Source organism: Bradyrhizobium sp. AUGA SZCCT0431 (assembly GCF_018131065.1).
GTDB lineage: Bacteria > Pseudomonadota > Alphaproteobacteria > Rhizobiales > Xanthobacteraceae > Bradyrhizobium.
On sequence record NZ_JAFCLR010000054.1, the window covers coordinates 23,855 to 36,222 of the forward strand.

13 protein-coding genes are annotated in these 12,368 nt (G+C 62.2%); 2 read left to right on the top strand and 11 right to left on the bottom strand.

The features are described 5' to 3' along the window. Positions 1-121 precede the first annotated feature (121 nt). From hemA to JQ567_RS34140, 8 genes are all read right to left on the bottom strand, one after another. Positions 122-1,351: a 5-aminolevulinate synthase gene (gene hemA, locus JQ567_RS34105; RefSeq protein ID WP_212442883.1), complete on the bottom strand. Its 1,230-nt coding sequence runs from the start codon at positions 1,349-1,351 to the stop codon at positions 122-124. A 221-nt stretch (positions 1,352-1,572) separates the two neighbouring features. Continuing rightward, on the bottom strand, positions 1,573-1,773 hold the full coding sequence (locus JQ567_RS34110; RefSeq protein ID WP_212442884.1) for a hypothetical protein: 201 nt from the start codon (positions 1,771-1,773) through the stop codon (positions 1,573-1,575). 26 nt (positions 1,774-1,799) lie between these two features. Further along, positions 1,800-2,084 carry a hypothetical protein gene (locus JQ567_RS34115; RefSeq protein ID WP_212442885.1) on the bottom strand — a complete coding sequence of 95 codons (285 nt, stop codon included), beginning with the start codon at positions 2,082-2,084 and terminating at the stop codon, positions 1,800-1,802. Between the two features lie 70 nt (positions 2,085-2,154). Then, positions 2,155-2,403 carry a hypothetical protein gene (locus JQ567_RS34120; RefSeq protein ID WP_212442886.1) on the bottom strand — a complete coding sequence of 83 codons (249 nt, stop codon included), beginning with the start codon at positions 2,401-2,403 and terminating at the stop codon, positions 2,155-2,157. A 129-nt stretch (positions 2,404-2,532) separates the two neighbouring features. Further along, entirely contained in the window at positions 2,533-3,594 is a 1,062-nt protein-coding gene (locus JQ567_RS34125; protein WP_212442887.1) for an MBL fold metallo-hydrolase, read from the bottom strand. A gap of 178 nt (positions 3,595-3,772) precedes the next feature. Then, on the bottom strand, positions 3,773-5,917 hold the full coding sequence (locus JQ567_RS34130) for a methyl-accepting chemotaxis protein (RefSeq protein WP_212442888.1): 2,145 nt from the start codon (positions 5,915-5,917) through the stop codon (positions 3,773-3,775). Between the two features lie 225 nt (positions 5,918-6,142). Then, on the bottom strand, positions 6,143-6,859 hold the full coding sequence (locus tag JQ567_RS34135) for an outer membrane protein (RefSeq protein ID WP_212442889.1): 717 nt from the start codon (positions 6,857-6,859) through the stop codon (positions 6,143-6,145). A gap of 242 nt (positions 6,860-7,101) precedes the next feature. Next, entirely contained in the window at positions 7,102-7,422 is a 321-nt protein-coding gene (locus JQ567_RS34140; protein ID WP_212214606.1) for a hypothetical protein, read from the bottom strand. A 102-nt stretch (positions 7,423-7,524) separates the two neighbouring features. Between JQ567_RS34140 and JQ567_RS34145 the strand changes: the two genes are divergently transcribed. Then, complete coding sequence (locus JQ567_RS34145; protein ID WP_212442890.1) at positions 7,525-7,761, top strand: hypothetical protein; 237 nt, start codon at positions 7,525-7,527, stop codon at positions 7,759-7,761. Positions 7,762-7,868: 107 nt separating this feature from the next. On the opposite strand, the gene JQ567_RS34150 is transcribed toward JQ567_RS34145, so the two are convergent. The 3 genes from JQ567_RS34150 to JQ567_RS34160 all read right to left on the bottom strand — a co-directional run bounded on the left by JQ567_RS34150 (position 7,869) and on the right by JQ567_RS34160 (position 10,801). Next, on the bottom strand, positions 7,869-9,338 hold the full coding sequence (locus tag JQ567_RS34150; RefSeq protein WP_212442891.1) for a GH1 family beta-glucosidase: 1,470 nt from the start codon (positions 9,336-9,338) through the stop codon (positions 7,869-7,871). A 57-nt stretch (positions 9,339-9,395) separates the two neighbouring features. Next, complete coding sequence (locus tag JQ567_RS34155; protein WP_409363651.1) at positions 9,396-10,367, bottom strand: family 16 glycosylhydrolase; 972 nt, start codon at positions 10,365-10,367, stop codon at positions 9,396-9,398. Positions 10,368-10,447: 80 nt separating this feature from the next. Beyond that, positions 10,448-10,801, bottom strand: coding sequence for a hypothetical protein (locus JQ567_RS34160; RefSeq protein WP_249165910.1), 354 nt, complete (start codon positions 10,799-10,801; stop codon positions 10,448-10,450). A gap of 649 nt (positions 10,802-11,450) precedes the next feature. Between JQ567_RS34160 and JQ567_RS34165 the strand changes: the two genes are divergently transcribed. Further along, positions 11,451-12,215: a Crp/Fnr family transcriptional regulator gene (locus JQ567_RS34165; protein WP_212442892.1), complete on the top strand. Its 765-nt coding sequence runs from the start codon at positions 11,451-11,453 to the stop codon at positions 12,213-12,215. Positions 12,216-12,368 lie beyond the last annotated feature (153 nt).

Consider the following 12,368-nt stretch of genomic DNA (forward strand, 5'->3'; position numbering starts at 1 on the left):
GTTCGGGCGCGTCGTGTTCAGCCGCGCCGGACCGGAACCGCCAGTATAAACGCATTGAGCCGGCAGCGCACCGCGCTACCGGCCCGATTTCCGGGGTTTCGAAGGAAGCGTCCTGGTAGGGTTACTCGGCCGCCAGCGATTTCTGCTTCAACGGCAGGCCGAGGCGCTCCCAGACCTGCAGCAACGCTTCGGCAAGGTGATCGATCAGGCTGTCATCATGGTAGGGCGAGGGCGTGATTCTCAAGCGCTCGGTTCCCTTGGCGACGGTCGGATAGTTGATCGGCTGGATGTAGATGCCGTGCTCTTCAAGCAGGATGTCGGACGCCTTCTTGCAGTTCTCGGGGTCGCCGACGAACAGCGGCACGATGTGGGTCTCGCTCGACATCACGGGCAGGCCCGCGGCGTCCAGGATCGCCTTGACGCGGGCGGCGCGGTCCTGGTGGCGCTCGCGCTCCCAGGTCGAGGTTTTCAGGTGGCGGATTGCCGCTGTCGCGGCCGAGCAGATCGCCGGCGGCAGCGCTGTGGTGAAGATGAAGCCCGGCGCGTAGGAGCGGACGGCATCGATGATGTCGGCCTTGCCGGCGATGTAGCCGCCGAGGCAACCGAAGGCTTTCGCCAGCGTGCCTTCGAGCACGTCGATGCGGTGCATGACGCCGTCACGCTCGGCGATGCCGCCGCCGCGCGGGCCGTACATGCCGACGGCGTGCACTTCGTCCACATAGGTCATCGCGCCGTATTTTTCGGCGAGATCGCAGATCTTGGCGAGCGGCGCGATGTCGCCGTCCATCGAATAAAGGCTTTCGCAGGCGATCAGCTTGGGCCGGTCGGGGCCTGCGGCAATCAACAGCTCTTCCAGATGCGCCATGTCGCTGTGGCGGAAGATCTGGCGATCGCAGCCGGCCTGGCGCACGCCTTCGATCATCGAATTGTGGTTGAGCGCGTCGGAGAGAATGAGGCAGTTCGGAATCAGCTTGGCGATGGTCGCGATGCCGGTCTGGTTCGAGACGTAGCCCGAGGTGAACAGCAGGGCGGCTTCCTTGCCGTGCAGATCGGCCAGTTCGGCCTCCAGCTGCACCAGCGGGTGATGGGTGCCGGCGATGTTGCGGGTGCCGCCGGCGCCGGTGCCCACTCTCGTGGCGGTCTCGACCATGGCGCCGACCACCTTCGGGTGCTGGCCCATGCCGAGATAGTCGTTGGAGCACCAGATCACGACGTTGCGCTGGCCCTTCGGCGAGTGCCAGACCGCATGCGGGAAGCGGCCCGCGATCCGCTCGAGGTCGGCGAAAACCCGGTAGCGCCGCTCGTCATGCAGGCGGTTGAGGGCGGCGGAGAAGAATTTGCTGTAATCCATCACAAGACCCGAAACGGAACCGGCCGGAGCGGCGTGGGCTCTTTTTAGAGCTTTTCCAGGTTTGGTGTCTATGTGAAATCCCACATTTCTGCGGGCCTCCGGGATGAACCCGAGGCAAGGCAAATCTTGATCTCGATCAACGCGCTAGCTGCGATTTACGGTCCCGGTATTTTGGCGGTGCGGGTGAAACCATGAGTAGCCAAAGAGCGCTGCCGACCCGGTTACGAGTCAAGTTCCCTGATGGCGCGATTGGCCGCGATCAGGGCGTCGTCTTCGGACTTGCTGTCCTCCGCCGTCACAAAGCCCCGGATCGCCGCGCCCCGTGTGATCGTCGGGGGCTGGACGATCGGCGTCATATTGGCCCGCCAAAGTCCGGGCTGCCGCTGAAAGGCAATGATTCGGTAGTCCGACACTTTGGCCATTGTCGTCCTTCTGCGTCGGCCGTGGCTCAGCAGCCGCGACAGATATTGTTCAGTTTGGAGGTGGTGCGGGCGTTCTCGGCGAGGAAGGGATCCTTGTATTCGGGTCGTGAGGCGTCGCTCTCGATCGCCCTGGGTTTTTCCTTGAATTTTTCGCTGGATATTTCCTTGGGCGTTGCGATTTTCGGAGGCTGCGCCGCGTCGTAGCAGGCGAGCCGTGCGCTGTTGCCTTCGACCGCGCGGCATTCCGGGCTTGCAGCGAACGCGTTCTGCGCGAAGGCGCACAGCGCCAGGACGGTAACAATTATTTTCATCTATTTTCCTTTGCGGGCGTAATTACCCGAGCGCAGAAGGTCACCTTCAGAAAGGTCACATTTCAGGAAGTCACATCGACGAATAGCGAACCGCGCTCTTCAGCGCGCCGTCGATCTCGTCAGCCAGTTCGGCCTCTCCGATCTCTTGAAGCGCCGCTGCCATATTCGATGCCTGCACCGCGCTCATCGAAAGCGGCTCGCTCGTCTCATAGCTGAACTTGATGCGCCAAATTCCGCCGGGGTTGCGATGCGGCTCGATCAGCAGCGCCGGAAGATCAGGCAGTCCGTTCTCAAACAGCAGGGCCGAGCGCGTCAACATGACGGCATCAAATCGGTGGCGCAGTTATGCAGGGATTGAGCGCGAAAGCGCGTCTGGAGCGACAGGAGGACTCGCATGCCCCGACCGTGCGCCCTTTTGGAGCCAATAGCTATGGATTAGTTGGGCGCGTCAGGTGGTCCGGAAATACAGCACGCCGTCGGTGACTTCAGAGGTCAGGCGGCCCTCGACCAGCATGTAGTTGACGTGGGCGATAAGTTCGCCGGCGGCAAAACCCATCTGGTGGGCGTCGAGCACGTGCTTGTGGAACACGACCGGCACCAGTTCCTTCGAGGTCTGCGGCACGGTCCGGCAGGCTTCGGCGATCAGGCGGCAGCGGTCCTCGTGATGATCGGCCAGCTGCTTGATCCGGGTCTTGAGGCCGTAGAACGGCACGCCGTGGCCGGGCAGAACCATCACGTCATAGGGCAGCGTGGTGGTCAGGCTCGCCAGCGAGGCCAGATATTCCCCGAGCGAGTTCTGGTTGGGCTCGACCGCCCAGACGCTGACATTGGGCGAGATCTTGCTCAGCACCTGGTCGGCGGACAGGAACAATTTGTCGGCGGCGCAATACAGCATCACCTGGTCGAGCGCGTGACCGCCGCCGGTAATCACCTTGAAGCGCCGCGTGCCGATGGAAATCTCGTCGCCGTGCGAGATGCGGCGGTAGGACGGCGGCAGGATCGAAACCTGCTTCAGATAATCCTGGCCACGGCTGAGCAGCGTGTCGGTCAGGCTCTCGTCCATGCCATGGCGGCGGAAGAACAGCCGCTGCGCGTTGCGGCGCTCCTCGGTGCCGCGGTTCTGGTGATAGACCGACTGCAGATATTCGACCTGCGACATCTGCAAGGGACAGTCGAAGCGGTCGGTGACCCAGCCTGCCAGACCGACGTGATCGGGATGCGAATGGGTCACGATCAGGCGGGAGATTTTCACGTGCCGGAGCGGGCCCTCGAACAGCGTGGTCCAGGCTTCGATGGTTTCCTCATTGCCGAACCCGGAATCGATCATCGCCCAGCCGTCGCCGTCGGCGAGCAGGTAGATGTTCACGTGATTGAGCCGGAACGGCAGCTTGAGCCGGACCCACAACACGCCCGGCAGCACCTCGACGACCTGATCCTGGCCGGGGTGATTTTCCCAGGGGTATCGCAGGGCCTCGGCGGAGGACTGAACGGGGTCGGTTTTCGAGTGCATCCCACCGACTTACCCGCACAATTGGTGCGGCGCTAGCCGAAAAAGCAGGTGCCCGGTGGGATAAAAGGCATGGGTATTTTGTTGTGCCGTCATTCCGGGGCGATGCGAAGCATCGAACCCGGAATCTCGAGATTTCGGGTCAGGTGCTAACGCACCATCCCGGAATGACGAACGCCAACTACGCCGCCCGGATATTTCCCAAAAACGCGTCGATTTCCGCGCGCAGCACGTCGGCTTCGCGACGGAGCGCGCCGGAGGCGGTCAAGACCTCGCTGGCGGCGGAGCCGGCTTCGGTCGAGGCGCTGGAGACGCCGACGATGTTGCTGGAGACCTCGCTGGTGCCGCCGGCGGCATGCGAAATGTTGCGCGCGATCTCGCGCGTCGCCGCGCCCTGCTCCTCGACCGCGGCCGCGATCGCTGTCGTGACGTCGTTGATCTCGCCGATCGTGGTAGAGATGCTGCGGATCGCTGACACCGCCGATGTCGTCACCGTCTGCATGCTGACGATCTGCTGACGGATCTCGTCGGTGGCCTTCGCGGTCTGGGTGGCGAGGCTCTTGACCTCGGAGGCGACCACGGCGAAGCCGCGGCCGGCTTCGCCGGCGCGGGCGGCCTCGATGGTGGCGTTCAGCGCCAGCAAATTGGTCTGCGAGGCGATGGTCTGGATCAGATCGACCACCACGCTGATGCGGGCAGCATTGTCGGCCAGCCCCTGCATGGTGGCGTCGGTGGCGCCGGCTTCCTCGACCGCCTTGCGGGCGATCTCCGCCGAGGTGACGACCTGGCGGCCGATTTCCTCGATCGACGACGACAGTTCCTCGGTGCCCGACGATACGGTCTGCACGTTGACCGAGGTCTCCTCGGCGGCGGAGGCCACCGCGCTCACCAGCGCGCTGGACTGATCGGCGGTCGCCGACATGCTCTGCGCGGTGGTCTGCATCGAGCCGGCCGCTTCCTGCAAACTATCCAGCGCCGTGCGCACCGTGGTTTCGAACTCGACGATGCGGGCTTCCATGCGGGTGGCGCGCTCGGCCTTGGCGATGCGATCCTGGTCCTGGTCGGCGGTGAGCGCCCGGCTCTGGATCATGCTTTCGCGGAACACGTGCAGCGAATTGGCCATCGCCGCGATCTCGTCCTTCTGGCTGGACTGATAGATCTCCGATTCGAGATCGCCGCTGGAGAGCAGCTGCATCGAACGCTGCAGATTGCCGATGCGCCGCAGAATGTTGCGGCCGACATAGAGCCAGACGAACAGCACCGATCCGATCAGGGTCGCCGCACCGAGCGCGAGCATGACCGTGGTCGCCAGCGAAATCTCCTTGCCCGCCTGCCGGGTCGAGGCGTCGGTCTCGCCGCGCACCCCGTCCACCAGTTGCTGCACGCTGATGCCGAGGCCGACATTGAGCTTGCGGGTTTCTTCCAGGATGGTCTGGCCGTAATCCGTGGCGTCCAGTTCTTTCTGGCGGACCTTGAAGACGCCGGTCTTGCCTTCGCCGAGCGCCAGCAGGGCTTTCGAGGCGTTGCTCAGTGCCGTCGTCAGGGAACCCTTGGGAAGCTGGTCGAGGTTCGATTTCAGGCGCTGCTGCGCAATGCGGGTTTGCTTCTCGATGGTTTCGAGCGTGTCGCTGCTCTCGGATGAAAGCGCGGCGATCATGTTGAACGCGGTCAGATTGCCGGCGGCGATGATGTCGCTGATCTGCTCGACCGTTTTCTCCGCCTTGGTGGCTTCGTCCTGGTTGAAGCTGGCGGCGCCGAAGATGCTGCTGAGCTGGGTCTGGGCGTCGACCATCGCGGGCGCGGCGGCCTTGACGAACGCGGCCTGGGCCGTGCGCAGCGCTTCATACAGTTTTTCGTGCTGGGCGCCGGTTTCCAGCCGTTCGCGTGCCGCGCCGCCGAGACTCTTGATCATGTCCTCGATGTTTTTCACCGTCTCGGTGAGGGCTGCGACGGTGTCCTTGTTGGCGCCGAGCTTGGTGATCTCGGCAAGCCTTTGCAGGGTGATGCGCTGGGTCTCCTGCATTTTTTTGGAGCGTTCGTTCAGCATCTCCTCGCTGCGGGAGGCAAGCAGACCCGGCCCCTGGCTGGCAAGGCTGGCGCTCTCCGCCGACAATTGCAGGCTGGCCGCAAGGCGTGGGATGTCCCTTCCGCTCAGTTCGACCATGGCCCCGCCGAGATGTCCGAGCACCAGGCCGGCACCGGCGCTGATCACGATCGCCATGCCGGCGATGACGGCGAAGGCGGCAAACAGGCTGCCTCTGACGCCGAATTTCGGAAAGCTGAAACCCTTGAGCCTGATCTTGCCGATGCCGAATCGTAACGCCATTTGCCGCCGCCCCGTCCCGCTATCCCTGGATGATTCCCCGCGCGGCAGTATCGTGGTACCCGGTTAACAAGTCGGGAAAATACGGACGCTTTTCGCGATTTTGAGTGCCGGCCCGCCATCGAACAATGTTTGAAACCGGGGAGCCGCTTCGCTCGAAAACGCTATGGCGCAAAATAAAAAGGCCGGCGTTCAAGCCGGCCTTTTCGCGCCTCCCTGTAGAAGCGATCAGTAGCGTGCGCCTGCGAAGTTGAACCGATAATTGACGCCAACCTTCAACGTATGCTCGTCGTTATGGAAGGTGCCAAACGGTGCCAGCGCGACCGGGGTCACGAAGCGGGTGGTGCCGAAATCGTAGTACTGGTACTCGCCCTTGGCCGACCAGTTCGGGGCGAACATGTATTCGACGCCGGCGCCGACGGTGTAGCCATTGCTGTGATTTTTATCGAGCGTGAACGCGACCGGAACGCCGGCAAAGGTCAGGGTGTCGCGATTGTCGGAATAGGCGTAGCCGCCTTTGACATAGAGCATGCCCGGGCCCCAGGTGTAGCCGATACGGGCGGTGATCGAAGCGATCGCGCGCTGATCATTGTTGTAGACGAAGCCGTTCGGGAACACCGAACTGAGGTTGTTCTGGCCGAGCCAGCTGTACTGGCCCTCGGCGCCGATGACCCAGTTCGGCGCGAACTGATAATCGGCACCGGCCTGCACGCCGCCGAGCAGGCGGGCGCTGTAGTCGCTCAGCACCAGACCGTTGAAAGTGTTGCTGCTCGAGAAGGCGCCGCCGACATGGGCGCCGAGATAGAAGCCGGTCCAGTTGTAGAGCGGCGCGGCGTAGGCCGGCGCCTTGTTGTAGTAGGGCCGTGCGCCCATGTCGGCGCCGAGCGCCGGGGACGCCGCGCCGAGGGCTGCGAGAGCGACGATAGCGAGCAGGAACTTCTTCATGGTCGTGGGTCTCCGGAAAAATCGTTGGGAGGCGCCAGATGCTGGGCGCCGTCCATGGCGTGCAGTTAGACAGCTTTTGAATAAAATGCTGTCACTTGCCGGGCACACCGATCGATTACCCAACCCATTGGAGAACAAACGTTTTTTGTGCTTAACGAAGCCTTATTTTCTGTACTTAACGGCGCCCTAATGCAAGTTAATGAAGGCTTAAAATCGGGTCCCTCGGGCGCGAAAGCTTTGCCTTAGGCAATGCGCCGCCGCACGTCGCCCCGCATCTGCTCGCGGAACGCCTGCCGCCGCGCCGGCCGGTCCTTTTCGGCGACGTCATGGCGGTCGAACACGTTGAACATTTCCAGGATCGGATAGCGGTCGCTGGCCATCGCCAGGATGCGCAGCAGTTCGGCGACGGGGCCGGTCGGGCCGGTGACTTCCCATTTCCGAATCGTGTTGGCGCCGTCTTCAGGCGGCAACCCGCAGAGCTTGGCCATGTCGGCCACGCCAAGGGGTTGGCCGATCGCCTCACCGAGGTCTTCGCGAAGTTTCTTCAGTTCCGGACCGGTCACGGGTTCTCCGTTTTAATGCGGGCTTCTGTGAAGTACGTCACACACCGGGGCCGGAGTGCAAGCTATACGCAGCGCCATCAGTTCCTCGAGGAGGAGGCAGTCATGCGCAGCTTGATCGAAAGCCTTACCCCCGACAGCCGCCGGATCTACTGGCGCTGGGTCGGTGGCATCTTCGGCCTTTATGTCGTCTTGATGGTCGGCGCCGCCAGCATGTTCATCAGCCACGAATCATCGCGGAACGTGCGGCATGAACCCGCCGTGACTGTGGCAATCAAAGGTGATCGCGCGCCGTCACACCAGGCTTCGATGCCGCAGCCGCAACTGGTGCGCTATCACTAGAGCGTTTTCCAGCGAAGTGGACACCGGTTCGCGTGAAGAAAACGCGTCAAACAAGAATCTAGAGCCCCGTTCCGATTCCATCGGAACGGAAAAGGCTCTAGGCGGCTTCAGGCGCCGATCGCGTTGCGCGTCACCACGTCGCGATAAAACGACGCACTGAGCTTCGGCGTCCGGCGCTGGGTTTCAAAATCGACGTGGATGAGCCCGAAGCGCTTTTCGTAGCCGTAGATCCATTCGAAATTGTCCATCAGGGTCCACAGGAAATAGCCGCGGACCGGCACGCCCTCGGCCACGGCGCGCTGCAGCTGCCGCAGATAATTGCGCAGGTACATGATGCGGTCGAGATCGTAAATCTTGCCGTCGGCATGCACCTTGTCCTCCGACGAGGTGCCGTTTTCGGTGATGTAGATCGTCTTGAGGTTCCAGACCTTGGCCGCGAGCCGCGGCGCCCAATAGATCGTTTCGGGACCGATACGCAGCCAGTCGGCACTCATGTGCGGAAACGAGGCGGGGAAGGGCAGCACCGACCAGCCCGGCTTCTTGTCGGATGCGGCGATGTAGAATTGCGGCGCGTAGATGTTGAGGCCGACGAAATCGTTGGGCGAGGCGATGATCTTCAATTCCTCGGCGGTGAATTTCGGCGCGTCCTTGCCGGCATATTCGAGGAAGCCGTCGGTGTATTTGCCCTCCAGCATCACGCCGAGCAGGCCCGAGTTCAGTTCGCGGGTCGCGATCTCGGCGGCGCGGACGTTTTCGGGCGTGTCGAACGCCGGCACGCAGGTCGCGATGTTCTCGGCCGGGCCGACCTTGGTGCCGGCGCGCCCGCGGGCGCGGATCGCCTGCACCGCAAGGCCGTGGCCCAATACGACGTTATGCCGTGCCTGGTTCAATTCCGCCGTCGGCAATTTGAGGCCGGGCGCGTCGATGCCCCATCCGTAGCCGAAATTCAGGAAACGTCCGGCTTCGTTCAGCGTGAAGATGTATTTGACGCGGTCGGTCAAACGCTCCGCGACATAGCCGGCGTAATCCGCGAACGCTTTCGAGGTGTCGGTGGACTGCCAGCCGCCGACGCGGTCCTGCAACGCCTGCGGCAAGTCCCAATGATACAGCGTCGCGTAGGGTTCGATGCCTTTGGCCAGGAGTTCGTCGAGCAGGCGGTTATAGAAATCGAGGCCCTTGGGATTGGGCTTGCCGGTGCCTTCCGGAAACACCCGCGGCCACGCGATCGAGAAGCGATAGTGCTTGACGCCGAGATCGCGCATCAGGCCGACGTCTTCCTTGTAGCGATGATAGTGCTCATTGGCGCGGTCGCCGGTGGTCTTGTCCTCGATCTTGCCCGGGGTGTGGGCGAAGGTGTCCCAGATCGAGCGGCCGCGGCCGTCCTCGTTGACCGCGCCCTCGATCTGATAGGCCGAAGTCGCGGTGCCCCAGCGAAAGTCTTTCGGGAAACGGGCAGGGGCGTGCGGGTCGGCGGCCGGCTTTGGCCTGGGCGCCGCATTCGCCGATGTCGCCGCCAGACCAAGCGCGGAGAAGCCCGCCAGCTTGGCAAATTGCCGGCGCGAGAATATCCCGGACATTACGTTCTCCGTCAGCTTCGGTGCTGCCGGCGTGCGCGTCCCGGCCGGTTGCAATGATCAGTATGTATCAATTTGATAGGCCGAAATCCGGTCGATTTCGAATTCCACGACATTGGGAGACAGGCCGTCGACGAATCCGACGCCTTCCATCGTTTTCGAGCCCATCGCAAGGTTGACGATCATGTACATCGGAGCGTCGAAGCCGACCGGGACCTTGATCTCCGACACCGGCTGGCGGTCGATGAAATAGATGACGCGATCGCGCTGCCAGAGCACACCGTAATTGTGGAATTCGTTCCTGGTATCGGCGACCGTGAAGTCGAACCCGCAGCGCTCGACCCGTCCGGTGGCCGGAATCCGCCAATGCGTGGTCATCACGATGTTGTCGTGCTGCTGTCCGCGGCCCTCCATCACGTCGATTTCCGGCGGCCAGCCGCCGTCATCGGCGAGCATCCAGAACGCCGGCCACACGCCGACCCCGGCCGGGATCTTGGAGCGCATTTCGAAATAGCCGTACTTCTGCGTGAACTTGCTCTGCGTGGTCAGGATGCCCGAGATGTATTCATTGTTGAACAGCAGGGACCTCAGGTCGGGCGGGGTCCTGCTTGCGATGATCGAGAGAATGCCGTTGCGGACCCGGAACGGATCGAGGCCGAGCGGCACCGTGCCCCGCCCGCCATACACCGAATCGACGTAGATCTGCTGTTCGCCATTATAGCTGGTCTTGCGCTTGAAATCGGAGCCTTCGCCGCCCCAGTAGCGCGACTGCGGCCAGGCGGCGCCACCTGCGTAGTGCGGCACCCACCGTGCCTCGACCAGCGGATGCACGTCGAAATCATCGTGGAAGGTCCGATGCAGCGACACCGGCACGCGCGGATCATCAGCTTCGATCTTGCGGCACTGATCGCCGAGCGCGCGGGTCGGCACCTGCAAGGTGAGCTCGGGTAGCGCAAGCGTGGGATCGCTTTGCGGATAAGCCGGCATGGCCGTGAAAAGACAGCCGATCAATGCGAGAGCGTGCGGCCTCAACCTGTTGATCCCCGGTTCGCGCGTGCGCTGACGTCGAAGGGTGAAAGACATAGCAGATCGCGGAATCGAAAAGGATGCGGCTATTTGATCGTCGCGTTCACCGTAATGACCGACGTGCCGGACGCCGTCGGCCCCTTGCCCGTTGCCTTGATCACGAAAGTGTCGCTGCCCTTGTATTTCGCCTTCGCCCTGTATTCGTAAGTGGATGCGTCGAGCTTCTTCAACTTGCCGCGTGCCGGCTTTTGCGAAATTTCAGAGCTGGTCACCGTGCCGCGTATCTTGATCGGAAACACGCAGCTTTCCCCGGACGCGATGTCAATGTCGCCGGTCGAGTTCTCGCCCCAATTCGCCAGCGTCGTTGATGCTGAACAGTCAGAAGCGGCCGGCGCCGAAGATGCCGGCGCTACGCTCGTGGCTGCAACGATCAGCGCCAAAGCAGCGACTTTAGACAACCGCATAGTCAACTTCCCCATTTTCGTGCGAACCCGTTCAAGGTCTCCCGGGTGAGGGCTATCATAATCCGGAATTGGACGCGCGCGTGGCGTGTGGAGCAGCCGAGCGATGTCGAATTGATGGGCATCGCGATGGGACTGTCGGCAAAGCGCGCAACAATCTCCGAGCCCCCCTGATCCTCGATCGTCGCTAGCCGATCGCGGCTCAAAACCGTTGTCGGCCACCACGCTGGTCGATCTGCTCAGGGGCATCGGATCAGCGATCGTTCGAAAGCTGATCGAGATGAGCCGGGGCAGAATAGAGGGAAAGCGCGCGCAGATATTTGAGCGCGGCGATGTCTCGTTTGAGGCGAGAGGCAATGCCAGGAATGGTGCTGCCAGACAGGATTGAACTGACGGTGTTTTTGGCTAATCCTTGCGGAACAAAGGTGGAACGTCTGCGGTTCCCCAAGGTTCGCCTCAGCTTTACTGGCATGGCGCGTTAAGGTACTCAGCAAGTATCGTATTCATGAATGCCGCTCAAAGCCGGCACGATGAAAGTGGAGTTGGTGTCGGCGCAGCGCAGAAGACATTCCTGCCAAAGACATTCCAGGAGAGCTGCGTGTTCTTCTGAGGGAGGGAGTCTCTCGTGATGGGACGTCCGGCGAGCGCCGGTAATCGTCTTCTCGCCGCGTTGCCGTTGGCAGACCTCGCGTTGCTCGCCCCTCATCTCCAGAAGGTGTCGCTTGAACAGGACGCCGTGGTGATACGAGCGGGGGATCGACGCGAAAATGTTTACTTTCCCCATAGCGGTGCCATCTCCTTCATGCTCGGCCTTCCGAACGGAGAAACGATCGCAACTGCGGTAATCGGATGCGAGGGAGCGATCGGCGCATTATCGGTGCTGGGACCTTCTTTCATGTCGTCCGTGACCGCGGTCGTGCGGGTGGGCGGTACCGCATCGCAAATCTCCGTGTCGCGGTTTCATGCAGCCTACATGAAGAGCGGCGCCATCAGACATGTGGTCGAGGCGCACACGAGGTCGATACTGATGCAGTTCCAGCACGTCTCAGCCTGCAACGGACTGCACTCGGTCGAGGCCCGCATGGCCCGGTGGCTGCTTCACCTGCACGATCGAACCGAGGACAACAACACCCTGCCATTAACGCAGGAGACGCTTTCGCAGTTGCTCGGGGTGCGACGAACGACCGTGACGCAGGTGATTGCCAAACTCCGCGCCTTAGGTGCCATCAAATCCGTTCGGCGAGGCTTGGTCGAAATCGACAGGGCGCGGCTCGAGGAAGCAACCTGTGAATGCTACGACATCATACGCGGTGCAACCGATCGGATCGTCCCGCATGAAGTCGTGGGATCGCACCCGCATTTTGCGTCGGCCGACAACCTCCACGGTGTATGATCGTTTTCAACCTTACATGACGTGGTCTTTGTACCGGTGCGGTGGCCGCTGATCCTTTGGCAGCTTGGCCCAGATCGCTTGAACATCGGCCGGGATACGCTTTCGGAAGTACCAGTTGTCGGAGCCGAGACGCTTAGTAGGACAGGCCATTCG